15 protein-coding genes and 1 riboswitch are annotated in these 17,443 nt (G+C 64.9%); of the genes, 12 read left to right on the top strand and 3 right to left on the bottom strand.

Annotated features, from left to right (window positions below; genetic code table 11):
- Positions 1 to 2: 2 nt before the first annotated feature.
- The 5 genes from TSA1_RS13820 (at position 3) to TSA1_RS13800 (ending at position 4,936) form a co-directional block, all read left to right on the top strand.
- On the top strand, positions 3 to 455 hold the full coding sequence (locus tag TSA1_RS13820) for a nucleoside deaminase (protein WP_100176859.1): 453 nt from the start codon (positions 3 to 5) through the stop codon (positions 453 to 455).
- Between the two features lie 57 nt (positions 456 to 512).
- A complete protein-coding gene (locus TSA1_RS13815; protein WP_100176858.1) occupies positions 513 to 1,868 on the top strand; it encodes a pyruvate dehydrogenase complex dihydrolipoamide acetyltransferase in 1,356 nt (451 codons plus the stop codon).
- Between the two features lie 22 nt (positions 1,869 to 1,890).
- Positions 1,891 to 2,124 (top strand): hypothetical protein, encoded by a 234-nt coding sequence (locus TSA1_RS13810; RefSeq protein WP_100176857.1) that lies wholly within the window; start codon positions 1,891 to 1,893, stop codon positions 2,122 to 2,124.
- A gap of 17 nt (positions 2,125 to 2,141) precedes the next feature.
- Positions 2,142 to 3,563, top strand: coding sequence for a dihydrolipoyl dehydrogenase (lpdA, locus tag TSA1_RS13805; protein WP_100176856.1), 1,422 nt, complete (start codon positions 2,142 to 2,144; stop codon positions 3,561 to 3,563).
- A 131-nt stretch (positions 3,564 to 3,694) separates the two neighbouring features.
- A complete protein-coding gene (locus tag TSA1_RS13800; protein WP_100176855.1) occupies positions 3,695 to 4,936 on the top strand; it encodes a threonine synthase in 1,242 nt (413 codons plus the stop codon).
- An 18-nt stretch (positions 4,937 to 4,954) separates the two neighbouring features.
- Here the strand turns inward: TSA1_RS13800 and TSA1_RS13795 are convergent, their stop codons facing one another.
- Complete coding sequence (locus tag TSA1_RS13795; RefSeq protein ID WP_100176854.1) at positions 4,955 to 5,533, bottom strand: cytochrome b; 579 nt, start codon at positions 5,531 to 5,533, stop codon at positions 4,955 to 4,957.
- Between the two features lie 200 nt (positions 5,534 to 5,733).
- Between TSA1_RS13795 and TSA1_RS13790 the strand changes: the two genes are divergently transcribed.
- Entirely contained in the window at positions 5,734 to 6,708 is a 975-nt protein-coding gene (locus TSA1_RS13790; RefSeq protein WP_100176853.1) for a tripartite tricarboxylate transporter substrate binding protein BugD, read from the top strand.
- A gap of 22 nt (positions 6,709 to 6,730) precedes the next feature.
- On the opposite strand, the gene TSA1_RS13785 is transcribed toward TSA1_RS13790, so the two are convergent.
- Positions 6,731 to 8,338: a hypothetical protein gene (locus TSA1_RS13785; RefSeq protein ID WP_145984305.1), complete on the bottom strand. Its 1,608-nt coding sequence runs from the start codon at positions 8,336 to 8,338 to the stop codon at positions 6,731 to 6,733.
- Positions 8,339 to 8,463: 125 nt separating this feature from the next.
- A complete protein-coding gene (locus TSA1_RS13780; protein ID WP_100176851.1) occupies positions 8,464 to 10,671 on the bottom strand; it encodes a lytic transglycosylase domain-containing protein in 2,208 nt (735 codons plus the stop codon).
- 321 nt (positions 10,672 to 10,992) lie between these two features.
- On the opposite strand from TSA1_RS13780, the gene TSA1_RS13775 reads away from it, so the two are divergent.
- The 6 genes from TSA1_RS13775 (at position 10,993) to TSA1_RS13750 (ending at position 17,045) form a co-directional block, all read left to right on the top strand.
- Entirely contained in the window at positions 10,993 to 12,729 is a 1,737-nt protein-coding gene (locus TSA1_RS13775; RefSeq protein WP_100176850.1) for an adenylate/guanylate cyclase domain-containing protein, read from the top strand.
- A 105-nt stretch (positions 12,730 to 12,834) separates the two neighbouring features.
- Entirely contained in the window at positions 12,835 to 13,011 is a 177-nt protein-coding gene (locus TSA1_RS39665) for a hypothetical protein (protein ID WP_174718894.1), read from the top strand.
- Between the two features lie 150 nt (positions 13,012 to 13,161).
- Complete coding sequence (locus tag TSA1_RS13765; protein WP_100176848.1) at positions 13,162 to 13,374, top strand: hypothetical protein; 213 nt, start codon at positions 13,162 to 13,164, stop codon at positions 13,372 to 13,374.
- A gap of 108 nt (positions 13,375 to 13,482) precedes the next feature.
- The gene (locus TSA1_RS13760) at positions 13,483 to 13,746 is read left to right on the top strand and encodes a hypothetical protein (RefSeq protein ID WP_245448237.1); all 264 of its coding nucleotides are present in this window, start codon (positions 13,483 to 13,485) and stop codon (positions 13,744 to 13,746) included.
- Positions 13,747 to 13,841: 95 nt separating this feature from the next.
- A riboswitch (cobalamin riboswitch) is annotated at positions 13,842 to 14,056 on the top strand.
- A gap of 114 nt (positions 14,057 to 14,170) precedes the next feature.
- Positions 14,171 to 16,402: a TonB-dependent receptor gene (locus tag TSA1_RS13755; protein ID WP_100176846.1), complete on the top strand. Its 2,232-nt coding sequence runs from the start codon at positions 14,171 to 14,173 to the stop codon at positions 16,400 to 16,402.
- Between the two features lie 61 nt (positions 16,403 to 16,463).
- Positions 16,464 to 17,045 (top strand): hypothetical protein, encoded by a 582-nt coding sequence (locus TSA1_RS13750; RefSeq protein ID WP_100176845.1) that lies wholly within the window; start codon positions 16,464 to 16,466, stop codon positions 17,043 to 17,045.
- Positions 17,046 to 17,443 lie beyond the last annotated feature (398 nt).

Here is a 17,443-nt window from a genome sequence, read left to right as displayed (position 1 = left end):
CCGTGGCAATCGAATCCTATCATTTCGATTTCATGCTGGAGGCGATCCGCGAGGCGCAGGACTCGATCGCGCAAGGCGGCCTGCCGATTGGCGCCGTGCTGACGCGCGACAACAAGATCATCGCCCGCGGCCACAACAACCGCGTGCAGGAGAACAACCCGATCCTGCACGGCGAGATGAGCTGCCTGCGCGAAGCTGGCGCGATCTCGTTTCACGACACCGTCATGTACACCACGCTGTCGCCATGCGCGATGTGCGCCGGCGCGCTCGCTTTGTTCAAGGTCAAGCTCGTGGTGATCGGAGAGTCCGTCACCTTCGAGGGCTCCAAGGACATCCTCGACAAGTTCGGCATCCCCTGGATCGACCTTGCCGACGACCGCTCCATCAGCATGATGAAGAATTGGCGTTCCATCCCTGCCAATGAGCGCCTGTGGCAGGGCGACATCGGCAACTAAACCTGGTCGTCTTCGCTGTCGGAGACGACGTATTGCAAAGTTCTTCTTGAGGTCAGCATGCCCATCAACATCCTGATGCCCGCTCTCTCGCCGACGATGGAGAAGGGCAACCTCGCCAAATGGCTGAAGAAGGAAGGCGACAAGGTCAAGTCCGGCGACGTCATCGCCGAGATCGAGACCGACAAGGCGACCATGGAGGTCGAGGCCATCGACGAGGGCACGATCGCCAAGATCCTGGTGCCCGAGGGCACGCAGGACGTCCCGGTCAACGACGTGATCGCGGTGCTCGCCGGCGAAGGCGAGGACGTCAAGGCCGCAGGTAGCGCCAAGCCCAGCGCGTCGGCCGCGCCGCCGAAAGCAGAGAAGCCCACTGAGGCTCCCGCCGCTGCGCCGGCTCCGGCGCCGGCCGCACCGAAGGCTGCTGCGCCCGCCGCGGCACCTGCGCCGCAGGCCGCGGCTCCAGCCGCGCAGAGCAACGGCCATGCCGGCCGCGTGTTCTCCTCACCGCTGGCGCGGCGTCTGGCCAAGGAGGCCGGCATCGACGTCGGCATGGTCACCGGCACTGGCCCGCACGGCCGCGTGGTCGCGCGCGACGTCGAGCAGGCCAAGTCCGGCAAGGGTCTCAAGGCGCCCGCCGCGGCACCGTCCGGTGCGCCCTCGATCGCGCCGACCATGTCGGACAAGCAGATCCTGTCGCTGTTCGAGCCTGGTTCCTACGAGATCGTCCCGCATGACGGCATGCGCCGCACCATTGCGCAACGCCTGACCGCGTCGATCCAGAACGTCCCGCACTTCTACCTGACCATCGACTGCGACATCGGCAAGCTGCTCGCTGCGCGCGAGGAGATCAATGCGGCCGCGCCGAAGGACAAGGAGAAGAAGCCGCTCTACAAGATCTCGGTCAACGACTTCGTCATCAAGGCGATGGCGGTGGCGCTGCAGAAGATCCCGAACTGCAACGTCAGCTGGACCGAAAGCGGCATGGTCAAGCATCACCATTCCGACGTCGGCGTTGCCGTGGCGATGCCCGGCGGCCTGATCACCCCGATCATCCGGAAAGCGGAGACCAAGACCCTCTCGACCATCTCCAACGAAATGAAGGATTTCGCCGCCCGAGCCCGCTCGCGCAAGCTGAAGCCAGAGGAATATCAGGGCGGCACCACCGCGGTCTCCAACCTCGGCATGTACGGCATCAGCCACTTCACCGCCGTGATCAACCCGCCGCATGCGACCATCCTCGCGGTCGGCACCAGCGAGGAGCGTCCTGTCGTGCGCGGTGGCAAGATCGAGATCGCGCACATGATGAGCGTCACTCTCTCCTGCGATCACCGCGCCATCGACGGTGCGCTCGGCGCCGAGCTGATCGGCGCCTTCAAGCAGCTGATCGAAAACCCCGTGATGATGATGGTCTGACGCCGGGGCAGAGGGGGCAACCTTGCATGTCCGTACCCGCTGGCCATGGATATCGCTGCTGCTCGGCGCCGTCGTCGCGCTCAACCCGATTGGGCTCGACTTTCTGCACTCTGCGTTCTTTGCCGGCGAGCAGCTGGCACGGAACATCGCCCAGCCCATCGTGCTCATCGCTCTGGCCCTGATGGCCGTGGTGGTGGTGCTCGAATGGCTGGTGAGATCTTTTCTGGTCAAGCGCCGCGCTCGCGGCGCCTCTTGAGTTGAACGGGAGCCGCCATGGCCGACACATCCTTCGACGTCATCATCATCGGCTCCGGTCCCGGCGGCTATGTCGCCGCCATCCGTGCCGCCCAGCTCGGCCTCAAGACCGCGATCATCGAGAAGTCGTATCTCGGCGGCATCTGCCTGAACTGGGGCTGCATCCCGACCAAGGCACTGCTGCGCTCGGCCGAGATCTATCACTACATGCAGCACGCCAAGGATTACGGCCTGTCGGCCGACAACATCTCCTACGACCCGAAGGCGGTGGTGCAGCGCTCGCGCGGCGTCTCGAAGCGGCTCAACGACGGCGTCGGCTTCCTGATGAAGAAGAACAAGGTCAGCGTGATCTGGGGCGCGGCCTCGATCGACGCCCCGGGCAAGGTCACCGTGAAGAAGTCCGACGTCGAGGCGCCGAAGGGGTCGCTGGGCGAGGGGAGCTATCAGGCCAAGCACATCATCGTCGCGACCGGCGCGCGGCCGCGCGTGCTGCCCGGGCTCGAGCCCGACAAGAAGCTGGTCTGGACCTATTTCGAGGCGATGGTGCCGGAGCGGATGCCGAAATCGCTGCTGGTGGTCGGCTCCGGTGCGATCGGAATCGAGTTCGCCTCGTTCTTCAAGACCATGGGCTCCGACGTCACCGTCGTCGAGGTGCTGCCGCAGATCCTGCCCGTCGAGGACGCCGAGATCGCGGGCCTTGCGCGAAAACGCCTGGAGAAGCAGGGCATCAAGATCATGTCCTCGACCAAGGTGACCAAGCTGGAGAAGAAGGCCGACAGCGTCGTCGCCACCATCGACGACGGCAAGGGCAAGCCCGTCACGACCGAGTTCGAGCGCGTGATCTCGGCGGTTGGTGTTGTCGGCAATATCGAGAATCTCGGCCTCGAGAAGCTTGGTGTCAAAACCGACCGCGGCTGCGTCGTGATCGATGGCTACGGCAAGACCAACATTCCCGGCATCTATGCCATCGGTGACGTCGCCGGCCCCCCGATGCTCGCGCACAAGGCCGAGCATGAGGGCGTGATCTGTGTCGAAGCGATCAAGGGGTTGCATCCGCACCCCATGGACAAGAACCTGATCCCGGGCTGCACCTATTGCCATCCACAGGTCGCCTCCGTCGGCCTCACCGAAGCCAAGGCCAAGGAGAGCGGCCGCGAGATCCGCGTCGGCCGTTTCCCCTTTGTCGGCAACGGCAAGGCGATCGCGCTCGGCGAGGACCAGGGCCTCGTCAAGGTGATCTTCGACAAGAAGACCGGCCAGCTGTTAGGGGCCCACATGGTCGGCGCCGAGGTGACCGAGCTGATCCAGGGCTACGTCGTCGCGATGAACCTGGAGACCACGGAAGAAGAGCTGATGCACACGGTGTTCCCGCATCCGACGCTGTCGGAGATGATGAAGGAAGCCGTGCTGGATGCGTATGGACGGGTGTTGAATATTTGACCGCTCGTCATGCGCGGGCTTGACCCGCGCATCCATCCAGCGAAGCGCTCTTCGTGAGATGGATTGCCGGGTCAAGCCCGGCAATGACGGAGGCAAGAAACTGGCAACAAGGAAGAAGAAAGAATCGAGCCATGCACGACAACGACAACCTCACCATCGAACGCCCAACCTTCGTCACCCATCTCGAATGCGCGATGGAGGGCGACCATTACGCCGCCGACCAGGTTCACAACCTCTCCAAGGCCGGCAAGCCGCTGCTGGTGCGCTACGACCTCGCAGGCGTGAAGAACGCGCTGACCAAGGACGCCCTCGCGCAGCGACCCGGCGACATGTGGCGCTACCGCGAGCTGCTGCCGGTGCGCAAATGCCAGGACATCGTCTCGCTCGGCGAGGTCACGACGCCGCTGATCCGGCTGCCGAAGCTGGCTAACAAGCTCGGCGGCGGCGAGATCATCGTCAAGGACGAGGGACGCCTGCCGACCGGCTCGTTCAAGGCACGCGGCCTCGTGATGGCGGTGTCGATGGGCAAGGCGCTCGGCATCAAGCACATGGCGATGCCGACCAACGGCAATGCCGGCGCGGCGCTCGCGGCCTACGCGACGTCCTGCGGCATCAAGACCACGATCTTCTGCCCGGCCGATACGCCCGAAGTGAACGTCAGCGAGATCGAACTGCAGGGCGCGACCGTCTACCGCGTCAACGGCTATATCGACGATTGCGGCAAGATCGTCGGCGAGGGAAAAGCAAAGGTCGGCTGGTTCGATACCTCGACCTTGAAGGAGCCGTACCGCATCGAAGGCAAGAAGACGATGGGCCTGGAGCTCGCCGAGCAGCTCGGCTGGGACGTGCCCGACGTGATCTTCTATCCGACCGGCGGCGGCACCGGCCTGATCGGCATGTGGAAGGCGTTCGACGAGCTCGAGAAGATCGGCTTCATCGGCTCCAAGCGTCCGCGCATGGTCGCGGTGCAGGCCTCCGGCTGCGCGCCGATGGTGCGGGCCTATGAGGCCGGCACCGAGCACGCCACGCGCTGGGAGGACGCCCACACCATCGCCTCGGGCATCCGCGTGCCGCAGGCGATCGGCGATTTCCTCATCCTGCGCGCGGTGCGCGAGAGCAAGGGCTTTGCGATCGCCGTCGATGACGACAAGATCTCCGCGGCGCTCAACGAGGTCGCGCGCGAGGAGGGGCTGCTGCTCTGCCCCGAGGGCGCCGCGACCTACGCCGCCTACAAGGAGAGTCTCGCCGACGGCCGCGTCTTGAAGAGCGACCGCGTCATGCTCTTCAACTGCGCCACCGGCCTGAAGTACCCGTTGCCGCCGGTCACGCGTACGCTCGACCGCCACAAGCCGATCGACTACGCGCAATTCTGACTGTTCCGCCCCCGCCGATCAGGATCCGTCGTTGACCGATCCTGCCGCGCTGCGAGGCGGCAGCATGCGGGCCAAAGTGTCGTCTTTTTTCACGACGGCGTGCCAGAACGTCGCGCCGATATGCGCGGCGACCGTGGCGTAGACGAGCCAAGCAAGCACACCGTGGACGGCTTCGCCAAGATGAGCGACGACCTGATTGCCTGCAAACAGGCGCGGCAGATCGAACATCCCGAAATATTTCAATCGATAGCCGCCGGCTGAAGAGAACAAATATCCCGTAACCGGCATCGCGACGAGCAGACCGTAGAGCACCAGATGGTTCAATCCGGCCGCAAGCCGGACGAACGCACTGGAATCGTGCGGCATTGACGGCGCTTTGGTCACGGCGCGAACCAGAAGCCGCAGGATCGTCAGGAAAAGCAGCGTCTCGCCGAGCGATTTATGCACCTCGAGCAATTCTCGGCGCGGCGACGTGCCCGGCGACTGCAGGCCGCAATAGAGGCCGATCAGCATCGCAATGATGAACAGGATGGCAGTCGTCCAGTGAATCCACCGCAGCAGCGGCGCGTAGGATGGGGCCGTTGATTCGATCGTCATGGGCTCGTGGTCATATCGTGCCGGCCAGAACGGCCAGCGACATTCCCAAGCACCGTTCGGCCCGCGGCTGATGCTGCAGGCCGCGACGAATTACGTAGTTCGCAATGATGTGTCTAATGCCAATAGCGTGATATTTGTCAGCTCGAAACAAGAAAGCGCGGCGGTGTCGCGCGAGCAAGAAAGGGCGGAGGTGAGCAGGCATGGGGCGTAAATTGCTATGGGCGCTACTCGTTGCGGGTCTTGGATTGACGTCTGGCGCGCGCGCCGATGACTATCCCACCCATCCCATCACCATCATCGTGCCGTTCGCGGCCGGCGGACCGTCGGATGCGATGGCGCGCGTGCTCGCCGAGCGGATGCGCATTTCGCTCGGCCAGCCTCTCGTGGTCGAGAACGTCACCGGCGCCGGTGGCTCGATCGGCGTTGCCCGTGCCGTGCAATCGCCGCCTGACGGATACACCATCTCCTTCGGCCATCTCGGGACACACGTCGCCAACGGCGCCGTCTACAAGCTCAAATACGACCTCGTCGCCGACATCGAGCCGGTGGTGCTGCTGCCGAGCAATCCGATGATCGTCGTCAGCAAGAACGCGGTGCCCGCGACGTCGCTGAAGGAACTGATCGAATGGCTGAAGTCGCGCCCCTCGCCGCCGACGGCGGGGACCGCGGGCGCCGGCTCCGGCAGCCACATTGCCGGCGTCTATTTCGAAAGCGTCTCCGGCATCAAGCTGCAATATGTGCCCTATCGCGGCACCGCGCCCGCGCTGAACGACCTGATCGCCGGCCAGATCGACCTCATCGTCGACCAGACCTCCAACTCGATCGCCCAGGTTCGCGCCGGCACCATCCGCGCCTACGCCATCACCGACAGCAAGCGCCTCGCCTCGGCGCCCGGCATCCCGACCGCGGAAGAGGCGGGCCTGAAGGGCTTCAACATGACGCTGTGGTCGGGCCTATGGGTGCCGAAGGGCACGCCGAAGGAGATCGTGGCCAAGCTCAACGCCGCGGCCGTGGAAGCACTGAACGATCCCGCCGTGAGGAAGCAGCTCGAAGGCCAGGGCCTCGAGATGACGCCGAAGGATCAGCTCACGCCCGAAGCGCTCGGCGCCCGTCAGAAGGCCGAGATCGCAAAATGGTGGCCGATCATCAAGGCGGCGAACATCAAGGTGGATTGAGGCGGAGCGGGATCGGCGCCGCTCATGGAATCGGGGCGGGTGGCGCCGGTGGGGGCAGGTCGCGCGGCTTGTCCTGCTCCAGCTGGAAGAACGATGCGAATTCCCGCTTCGCTGTCTCCTCCGCGGCGGCATATTCCTTCTTCTTGGCTGGGTCCGTCTCCTTTTCCAGAGCGTTCATCTTCTTGATCGCATTTTCGATCAGCGTCTTCCGGTCGGTAATCGCCTTGCCGCCGATATAGACGCCCTGGGAGATGCCGATCAGATACAGCATCGTCTCTGATATCGTGACGTCTCCCAGATCGTTCTGACCGCTGGAGAGGACGTAGGCTGCGACGACCAGAGTGAAGACGGCCACCTGGAATTTGTAGACGTCGAGTCGCTGCCCGGTCATCAGCAGGTTTGCCAGATTTGCGTTCTTGGCTGCCGGTATTGGAGTCCAATTGTACCAGCCCTTGGCGAGCGCAAAATCATTCGCTTCCTTGTCGAGCTCGGCCTTCAGTGTGGCCGTGTATTTGGCGCCGCCGGCGCCCACTGCACTGATGCCGAGGAGGTAAAGCAGGTCGGCGGAGATGCTCGCAAGCAATCCGGTGCGGAGCCATAGATAGAACAGAAGTCCCGCGACGATGAAGGTGAACAGGACGACCTGGACTTGAGAGATGCTGGAATCGCCGAGAACGCCGGCCGTGATGCGGATCGGGCTGACGGCATAGAGGTCGCGGCTCAGACCCGTGAGGTCGCCCATGTCCTTGAGATCATAAGTCGCCCAGGCCAGCCCGATATAGATGATGCTAACGAACAGCAGCGCCGCGATGACAGCCGGCATTTTGTGCGTCACGGACTTCGTGGTGAAGTAGGTTAGCAGCTTGCTATCGGCAGGTTTGGCGGCCGCGAAGAACGCGACCAGCAGGTAGTCCCGGTCTGTTGACTGCAGTTGGGGCGAAGCCGGAGCCTCCACATTGAATATGATGCGATATTTCGGCGTGTTCTTATCTGTCGCATCGACGAAGCGATAGGATTGCGCGATCGAGACCTGCGTGAAGTTCTCCGACTGTGTCGGTTCTGTCTGCTGCGCGGGTGGTTTCTGCTGCGCCGGTGGGGGAGGAGCCGCCGATCGCGGCTGCGGCGAGGTTCGTTGATAGAGCCGGACGCACACATTCGCACGTTCGTCGCTGAAGGGCGCACCGACGATGTTGAACCAGGCCTGCCCTCCGCCGGGCAGACTGTTGCTGCTGCTCTCGACGCGCAGCTCGGCCGGTAAAGTCGAGAGCCTGTTCAGCTCGTACTGCAACGGATTGGATTTCGAGGCGGCCGCCTTGATCTTGCTTGCGGCCTCCTTCTGCTCCTTGGCCGCAGTCTTTTCAGTCTCCGACTTCCCGGCCGCGTCAATGATGCCATCGGCCTCGGCAATCTCCCGGTCCGCCGCTTTGATCACATCCAATTTGGCTTCCAGCTGGGTGCAGGCTTCCTGGTTCTGCGCCTTGGCCGGCAAACCTCCTATGGCGATCAGGGCAATTCCGGCTAGCGTCGTCAGGCGGACGAGATTGCGGGAAATACGATCGAGCGGCACCGAAACGCGCGGACAATCCATCGATACACCCAAAAAATGCAGCAAAAAAATAACGATCGCCAAAATTGAATAATTTGGGGAGTTGCGTCAAGATGACTCTGCAACGCCGCGCGCGGGTGTGACAGTCCGCCCCATGAGCGGCCTGGTGGTCCCGGGCTGACGGCCTGGAGCCCCTCAGGGCCCGACGATCAGTCGCCGGCCCCAGTCAATCCCACCGGCGTTGCCTTGGCGCTGGCGTCCTTCGTCACCACGCGCTCGTCGGTCTTGCCGGCGACCATGCCGCTGCCTTCGAACCGCGCGCGGTAGACCAGCACGTTCTCCATCACGCGCTGGACGTAGTTGCGCGTCTCCGACAGCGGGATGCGCTCGACCCAGTCGACCGGATCGACATTGGGGTCGCGCGGATCGCCGCGCGCCTGCACCCATTCGCGCACGCGGCCGCGGCCGGCATTGTAGCCGGCGAAGGTCATGATCTGGTTGCCCCGATATTCCGACAGCAGCGCACTGAGCTCGGCCGCGCCCATCTGCGTGTTGTAGACGGGATCGGAGACCATCTTGTCCCAGTCATAAGTCAAGCCGAAGCGCTTGGCGGTGTCGCGGCCGGCTTCCGGCGTCACCTGCATCAGGCCGACTGCATTGGCCGGCGACTTGTCGCGCTGGTCGAACGAGCTCTCGGTGCGCGCCACCGAATAGATCACGCTGGTCTCGATCGCGGGCGCGACCTGCTTGTGCTCGGGGATGCCGATGGTCGGGAAGGCGTAATGGTCGAGCGCGAGCCCGCGCGCCAGCGCGGTCTTGCCGACCTCCAGCATCACGCGCGCGTCGTTGCGCTGCCCGGCAAGCTCGCCGAGCGCTTCGAGCGCCGTGACGTCGGTGCTCTCCTTGGCGAAATCCTCGGCGTAATAGAACACCATGTCGCGCTCGCCGATGCCGTAGAGCATCTCGGCGGCGCGCACGCGCTCGTCGGCGGGCGACGTGTCGACGGCGGCCAGCACGGGCGAGGGCGGACGCAGCTCGATCCGGTCGAGACCGAGCTTGGCACGCGCCAGCTGGCCGTAATAGGCAGTCGGATAGCGCGCCGCGGCCCTGTAGCTCATGCGCGCATCGGCCATGGCGCCCATGGCCTCGGCCGCACGGCCGCGCCAATAATGGGCGCGCGACAGCGCGAGCGGATTGGCCGAGCCTTCGTCGATCGCGGCGAAGTGCACCATCGCCGCCTTGGGATCGCCAAGAAAGCGCAGCGCGATCCAGCCGCACATGAAGTGGTAGTCGACGCGATAGACTTCCTTCTCGGGCACCGCGGCGGTGCGCACCACGTCGTAGGCGGTTCTGGACTTGCCCTGGTCGAGCAGCTTGCGCGCGAGCAGGCGGCGCTCGCGCCACCAGGCGTCGGTATCCTGCGCCGCCATGGTGTCGGGTGCGGCGGCCAGGATCACCTCGGCGGCGTCGTCGATGCGGTCCTTCTGCAGGTGCCATTGGGCGCGGCACAGCACATAACCGAGATCGCGGCGGGCTTCCGTCGAGACGTCGTCGAGATAGTCCTTGGCCTTGTTGGCCTTGCCAGTCACGGCGGCGCAGGCCTTGACGATCGCAAGCTCGTCCTCGCCGAGCCGCTTTGCGGCGCGCCGCGCAGCCGCGTAGTCCTTGGCGCCGAGCCGCTTGTCCATGCGGGCGCGATGATCGTCTGCGGTCAAGAGATCGCGGAACGCCTCGTAGGAATCCTCCTCGCTGCGCTCGGACAATTCGTCCGTGCGCCAGGCCTCGCGCACGAGGCGCGCGGCTCGGTCGGCATCGCCCTCGGTCAGCAGCACACGGGCGAGCGCGAACTTGCCCTTGGCGCTGATCGGGCGGTCCATGGTGAATTTGTGCACGGTGGCAGCGTCGCTCTTCTCCTGCCACAGCCGCGCCTCGGCGCGGCGGCGGAGCAGGGTTCGGCTCGGCCAGTCCGGATTGGCGGCGAGGAAGGCGGCGTAGCGCTTGAAATTCGCCGTGCTCTCGGAGTGGCGCAGCATGAACCAGTCGGCGAGCTTCTGGCCAGCGGGATCGGCAATGCGGTCGCGCGCGGCGCTGGCGTCCTCCGTCTTGCCCTTGCGCGCGAGATCGATCGCGTCCTTCAGCGCGGCAAGGTCGCCGGTGAGCGCCGGCGCTGCCGGCTTGTCCGCGGGCGCCTCGTCTTGCGTCTTCGACTTGCGCTTGGCCTCGGCATGCTTGCCATTTGCTTGCTTGACATGCCGCGCCTTGCCGGCGTTGGCATGACGCTGCTTGCCGGCTTTCGCCTCATGCGACTTCTTCGGCGCGGACGATTTGTGACTGCTCTTCGCTGCCAGCTCGGTGGGAATGAGGGCCAACGCGGCCACGGCAACGACACACGCGAGCGAGCGTAGGCACTGGTTCATTCCATGGTCCCCCTGCGAAACCACTACAAACCAAGGTCCGCGACGACATGCGGCTTGAGAATCAAAGGCATCGAAGACGATGCCACGGCATCGTCCCGCATTCCTCACGCTGTCGCAACAATGCGGCAAAATACAGATGCGACGCGGGAACTTCGGGACTGGCGCAAAGGGCAGTCCCTTTAACCTTCGTTAACGATCCGGCCCTGCACGACGGCCGGGTCGGTTCCGGGCGTCAGCGGACCCCAATTGCGCGTGTTCCCCTGGTCGGATCCGGTGTATGGAGTTCCATCGCTCCATCCTTCTGGCCTTTGCCCCGCACCAATGCCGCTTTTCAACCAGTCGATCCGGCGCAAGATCGTCGGCATCGCCCTCGGATTGATCGTCCTGATGCTGGTCACCTCGATCCTGTCGATGGTGATGTCCAGCCAGGTCGGCGTCCTGCTCGACGAGCTGACCAACCGCTACATCCCGGCCTACAGCCATCTGGCCCGCGCCAACATCCAATCGCTGGAGCGCGCGCTGGCGCTGCGGCGGATGGTCATGACCAGAATGGAGGCCCCTTCGGACGATGAGGCCTATACGGCGCGCCTTCGCGCCTTCGAACAATCGGACCGCAAGTTCGAGGAGGAGGCCGAGGCCGCGCGCAAGCTCATCAACGCGATCATCGACGATCCCAGGACGTATTCGGACAATGCCGCGCTGGGGCGGATCGACGTCCGCATCGAGAACGCCGTCACCGAGCTGCGGCGCAATCTGGACGAGGGCAATGCAAAACTGCTCAAGCAGGTCGAGGCCAAGGACATGGCCGCGGCCCGCGGCACGCTGGAACAGCTCGACGGTCTGCGCGACGCGTTCAACCGCAAGGTCGATGCGATCCGCGCCGACATGCTGACGCAGGTGTTCTTCTCGACGTCGCAGGTGATCAGCCGCCAGCATCAGGCGATCGTCGTGTCGGGCGTCGTGACGTTGCTCGCGGCGATCGTCGGCTTTGTGTTTGCGCTCATGGTGTCCAGCGGTATCACGCGCCCGGTGCGGCTGCTGCTCGCCGGCACCCGCGAGGTGGAGGCGGGCCGCTTCGACAAGACCATCACCGTCTCCACCCAGGACGAGATCGGCGAGCTCGCCGCAGCCTTCAACCGCATGACCGAGCAGCTCAGGCACAATGAGCGCATCCGCGAGACCTTCGGCCGCTACATCGATCCCAAGGTGGTGCAGGGGCTGATCGACCGGCCGGAGGTCGCCATCGACGGCGAGCGCCGGGTCATGACCATCATGTTCTGCGACATGAGCGGTTTCACCTCGATGAGCGAGGGCATGACGCCGCGCGGCCTCGTCAAGGTGATGAACCATTATTTCACGGTGATGTCCGCGCCCGTCAGGAGCAATCGCGGCGTCATCGACAAGTATATCGGCGACGCCATCATGTCCTATTGGGGCCCGCCCTTCGTCGAGGAGGACGAGCAGGCGCTCTTGGCCGGCGTCGCCGCCATCGAGATGGCCGACCAGGTGCCGGCGCTGCAGAGGCAGCTGCCCGACCTGCTCGGCATCCGCGCCATGCCCGCGCCGTGCGATTTGCGGATCGGCATCGCCACCGGCGAGGTCCTGACCGGCAGCATCGGCTCCGAGCTGATGATGAGCTTCACCGTGATGGGCGATGCCGTGAACCTGGCCTCGCGGCTGGAGGCCGCCAACAAGGTCTACGGCACCCGCATCCTGGTCTCGCAGGCAACGGCCGAGGCGATCGGATCGCGGCTCGAGCTGCGCGAGATCGATCGTCTGGCCGTCGCGGGCCAGAGCGCGCCGCAGCCGATCTTCGAGGTGATGGCGCGGGCGGGCGCACTGACCGATGCGCAAGCCGGCTTGCGCGCGCATTATGCCGAAGCGCTCGCCGCCTATCGTATCCGGCGCTTCGATGCGGCGCGCGCCGGCTTCAACGCGGCGCTCGAAGCCGTCCCCGGCGATGGCCCCTCGCGCACCATGCTCGGCCGCATCGCGCAGTTCGAGGCGAGCCCGCCGGACGAGGGATGGGACGGCGCCTGGCGGCTCGACAGCAAATAGGCGGCCGCATCGGAAAAATTGATTCTACTCGATAACGATGTTCGCCGTGACCTATTCCGCGGGCTTAGGTTGAATGTCCTTGAGGCGTTTGATGGGGACACGCCGATGCCAGAACTTCAGGACAGGCTGGAACGGTTCGAGACACTCACGGCCGAATGCGAGCTGATCGCCAAGCTCGCCACCGACAGCACCAAGCGCGAGTTCTATCTGAAGCTTTCGGAGCAGTACCGTCAGCTGGCGGTGGACATGCGGCAGGCAATCGCGACCAGGGCTGCGGCCTGAGGCCGGCTGCAATCCGTTCTTAACATCTGGCGCGCATCCTGATGGCACTCAGGCGTCGCTGATCGGCGATGCCCGTGGTGGGAAGGCCGGGGTTCGCTGCAATGCAGCGCGTCTCGTGAGTGTCATTGCCAAGCCTAACAGGGCAATCCCATGCGCCTCGTTGCCGTGATCATATTCGCGCTCATGACGGCCGCCTGCGACCAGGAGCAGGACATCACGGGCTCGACCACGCCGGTCTGCCCGTTGCGGAACTACAGCTACAATCCCCGCGACATGAACCAGTGCGTCAGCGCCTGCAAATCCTGCGATCATGGCACGACGGTCACTTGCACCACCTCCTGTACCCTCAAGGGCGCGCGCTGAGCGCACTCGCAGGCAGCGGCTGCTCCCGGGACGGAACCGGCGGTGCTCGGGCACCGGAACGATTCACGTGGGTTAATCATTGAGGGACACGGCAGGACGCGGAGTCCGATGGAAATGGGTATGCTCGATCCCGGTCGATTTCTGGTGTCGTGCTCGCATTGCGATACCTGGCCGATGGCGGCCAATGTGAAGCGGTCGAGCTGGTCGGCGTCCCCACATGAGGTCCGCTTCGTCTGCACGCGGTGCCGCCGCGAGGAGACCGCGATCGTCTCGGCCTCCGGCGAACTGACCCCCATCAAGCGCGTCGACGTTCCGCCACGCGACGTCGCTGCGGCCTGGGCCCAGGCGCAACGTTTGCGGGGGCGGACCTGACCGGCCCCGCTCTCATGAACCATCGGCCGGTACGGCGATGCCGGCTGGCGGGGGTGACGACGGCCGGCCGTCGATTGACTCTCCGGCGGAACGACACGTAAATGGCCGGTGACGGTTCTCCTCACGGAGATCAAAAGGGAATGTGGTGCGGGACGTCCCAACGCCGGGATCTGTCTCAACGCCACGGCTGCCCCCGCAACTGTAAGCGGTGAATCTTTCGTCTCATGCCACTGGGAATCTCGGTCCTGGGAAGGCGACGCAGAGGTCACGACCCGCGAGCCAGGAGACCTGCCGTCAGCCGTGGTCACACGCGACGATGTCGGTCGGGGAGTACAGACATTGGCTTCACCGGAGCAATCCATCGCTCTGCCGTGAAACCTCGTTCGCTGTGACGTGCCACTGACGTCGTACCGAGGTTTCAACTGTGTCCCGTCCCATCTCTGCCGCCTGGCGCCTCAGCGCTGGCCTGTTCGCGTCCGTCTCCCTCCATTCGCTCGATCTGTCTGCCGCCTTCGCCCAGCAGGCCCTTGCCGAGCAGTTGCCGCCGATCGAGGTGAAGCAGACGGCCGATCAGAACCGCACGCGGGCCAGGGCGACCGGAAATGGCGATGCGGCGCGGCCGCGGGAAGCCGCGACTGTCGCGCCGGCAGGGCGTGGTGCCGGCTCGTCCGGATCCGATTCTGGCGCCGGCGATGGCGGCATCGTCGGCGCCGCCACGACCGTCATCACGGCCGCCGATATCGCGCATTCGCCGTCGCAGACGCTTGCCGAGATCATCGCGGCGCAGACGCCGGGAGCCCAGATCACCACGTTCTATGGCGGCCCAATCGGCGCCAAGACCAGCGTGGATTTGCGCGGCTTCGGCGCTTTTGCCACCGCCAATACGCTGGTGCTGGTCAACGGCCGGCGGCTGAACGACGTCGACATGGCGCAGGTGGACCTCTCCACCATCCCGCTCAATTCCATCGAGCGGATCGAGATCACGCGCGGTAATTCCGGCGCGGTGCTCTACGGCGACAACGCGGTCGGCGGCGTGATCAACATCGTCACCAGGAACGGCGTCGGCGGGCCGCCCGTGACCGCGCGCATCGAAGCCGGCTTCGGCTCGTTCAACACCAGGCTCGGCAACGTCTCGACCTCACTCAATTCCGGTCCGTGGTCGACCTCGTTCTACGGCAATGCCGTCAGCACCGACGGCTATCGCGACAACAATCGCTATTCCCAGAAAAATGCCGTCGGCAATCTGAATTACACCACGCCCGGCTTGACTGCGTTTCTCACCGTCACCGGCGACAATCAGGAACTGCGACTGCCGGGCGGCCGCACCGTCGATCCCTCCATCGGCCTCGATGAGCTCGCGAGCAACAGGCGCGGCACCAGCACGCCGTTCAATTACGCGAACCAGCAAGGCTTCAGCGCAACGGCCGGCTTCACCAAGACCCTGGTCAACGGCGTCGACCTCATCGTCGATGGCGGCGTGCGTGACAAGAAGCAGCAGAGCGCGTTCTTCTCCAGCCCGATGCCGGTCCCGGCCTTCTTCACCTCGACCTATGTCGATTCCCATCTGACGACATGGTCGATCACGCCGCGGCTCAGCGTGAAGAGCCTCTTGCTCGGCATGCCCTCGCAGCTCCTGACCGGCATCGACTATTACGATGCGAGCTTTGAGCAGAACCGCGGCGCCGGGAAGGGGCTCGCCGCCTGGCACAATTACGACCTCAGGCAGCAGACGGTCGCGGGCTATTTCCAGCACACATTGGGCGTGGCACCGACGACCGATATCTCCTATGGCGCACGGGTGCAGAACGTCAGTCTCGCCGCACGCGACAATTTCGATCCGGCCGCGCCGTTCAACGCCGACATCGGCGCGCTGCCGCTGACCAGCAGTGAGACCCAATACGCGCTGCATCTCGGCGCCGAGCATCGCCTCAATGACGTGGTCTCGCTGTTCGGCCGCGCCGCGCGCGCCTTCCGCACGCCGGACGTCGACGAGCGCCTGTCCTCGGGGCCGTCCTTCGATCCCCTGACCTTCGCATCGATCCCGCAAACCTTCCAGCTCAAGACCCAGAGCTCCCAGGATATCGAGGGCGGTCTGCGCATCAAGGGCGGCGGTCTGCAACTGCAGAGCAGTCTCTATCTGATGGACCTCACCAACGAGGTCCATTTCAATCCGGTCCTGTTCTACAACACCAATCTCGATCCGACCCGGCGCTACGGCTCGGAGACCAGTCTGTCCTATCGCGTCAACGATGCCCTGCTGCTGAGCTCGGGCGTGGCCTATACACGCGCGGTGTTCCGTGAAGGCATCTGGGCCGGCAACGACGTGCCGCTGGTGTCGCGTTACACGGCGAGCGCCGGCGTCACCTGGAATATCTGGCAGAATTATCTGGTGCTCGATGCCACCGCGCGCTTCTGGAGCGAGCGGCGCATGGACAACGACCAGGCCGGGACCCAGAAGCCGATCCCCGCCAACGGCACGATCGACCTCAAGCTCAGCGGCCAGGTTGAGCGTTACTTCTGGTCCCTCAGCGTCAACAATGTGCTGAACGCGCTCTATTACGACTACGCCATCGCAAGCACCTTCACCGACGGCCGTTTCAGCGCCTATCCGCTGCCCGGCCGCACCTATCTGCTCAAGGCCGGCGCCACGTTCTGACGCCGCAGGGGCTGTCACAACCCCGCAAATGGATTAGAACTCGAAAACAAGGAGATCACTCATGGCGCTCAGCATCCTGCGGTCTGACAACGACCGTTTCCGCCTTCATCCGGTCGCGCCGCGCCTTGCGCCGATGTTCGGCTTTGCGCTGCTGACGGCATCATGTGCGCTCGCGAGCTTCGCGTTTGCCTGCGCCACGCCGTTTGCGGCCTTCGCCGTCGTCGCCGCAGCGATCCTGCCGCTGCGCCCGGCGCTGCTCGTCGTCACCGGTGCCTGGCTCGTGAACCAGGTCATCGGTTTCGGCGCGCTGCATTATCCCGTCGACGCCAGCACCATCGCCTGGGGCTTCGTCATCGGCGCGGCTTCATTGCTGGCGACCGCGGCGGCGTCGCTGGCGCTCGGCCGACTGCCGCAGGGCCGCACGCCGCTGATGCTGGCGATCGCGCTCGTCGTCGCCTATGGCGTTTACGAGCTCGCGCTGCTCGCCGCGACGCCGTTCCTCGGCGGCGAGGGCGCCTTCACGTTCGCGATCGTGACGCGGATCGGCCTGACCTGCGCCGTCTGGCTCGCCGGCCTCGTCGCCGTCTGCGAGATCGTCCGCCTGCTCGCCCCGTTCGGGCGCAAGGGAGCGATGTCGGCGTGAGCGGATGGGACCCGTAGCCCGGATGGAGCGAAAGCGTGATCCGGGGCGGCTCGCCCGGCATTCCGCACCGTCCCGGATTGCGCTGCGCTCCATCCGGGCTACGGGACCGCGCCTGTGTCGGCTCGGTGTCAATCAGCTTCGCTAAAAATATTCCACTTTACCGAAATTCGGTTTTGTCGTATGTGTCGCTCATCCCGGCTCACCCAAGAGGGGCGACTTGTGGTCGTCTTGTTCGCGAGCCGGGCTTGCGGTGGACGCGGCAGCGTCGGCACGAGAGGCGCGGGCAGGGCGGGTAGTCCCTGTGAGCCCGTAACCGCGTGCGGACGACGGCGCTGCTAGGTTCGTCTCGCTCGTAAGTTTCCGGCTTCGTCGACAGGGCCGGGAATACTGCGGGTGAA

This window comes from Bradyrhizobium nitroreducens (assembly GCF_002776695.1).
GTDB lineage: Bacteria > Pseudomonadota > Alphaproteobacteria > Rhizobiales > Xanthobacteraceae > Bradyrhizobium > Bradyrhizobium nitroreducens.
The sequence above is the reverse complement of the archived record's forward strand: the minus strand, read 5'-3'. Positions and strand labels throughout refer to the sequence as shown.

Bases quoted from the DNA above. Each gene is read 5' to 3' on its own strand.
- TSA1_RS13815 (WP_100176858.1), top strand. From the start codon at position 513: ATGCCCATCAACATCCTGATGCCCGCTCTCTCGCCGACGATGGAGAAG.
- lpdA (WP_100176856.1), top strand. From the start codon at position 2,142: ATGGCCGACACATCCTTCGACGTCATCATCATCGGCTCCGGTCCCGGC.
- TSA1_RS13800 (WP_100176855.1), top strand. From the start codon at position 3,695: ATGCACGACAACGACAACCTCACCATCGAACGCCCAACCTTCGTCACC.
- TSA1_RS13795 (WP_100176854.1), bottom strand. From the start codon at position 5,533: ATGACGATCGAATCAACGGCCCCATCCTACGCGCCGCTGCTGCGGTGG.
- TSA1_RS13790 (WP_100176853.1), top strand. From the start codon at position 5,734: ATGGGGCGTAAATTGCTATGGGCGCTACTCGTTGCGGGTCTTGGATTG.
- TSA1_RS13780 (WP_100176851.1), bottom strand. From the start codon at position 10,671: ATGAACCAGTGCCTACGCTCGCTCGCGTGTGTCGTTGCCGTGGCCGCG.
- TSA1_RS13775 (WP_100176850.1), top strand. From the start codon at position 10,993: ATGCCGCTTTTCAACCAGTCGATCCGGCGCAAGATCGTCGGCATCGCC.
- TSA1_RS39665 (WP_174718894.1), top strand. From the start codon at position 12,835: ATGCCAGAACTTCAGGACAGGCTGGAACGGTTCGAGACACTCACGGCC.
- TSA1_RS13765 (WP_100176848.1), top strand. From the start codon at position 13,162: ATGCGCCTCGTTGCCGTGATCATATTCGCGCTCATGACGGCCGCCTGC.
- TSA1_RS13760 (WP_245448237.1), top strand. From the start codon at position 13,483: ATGGAAATGGGTATGCTCGATCCCGGTCGATTTCTGGTGTCGTGCTCG.
- TSA1_RS13750 (WP_100176845.1), top strand. From the start codon at position 16,464: ATGGCGCTCAGCATCCTGCGGTCTGACAACGACCGTTTCCGCCTTCAT.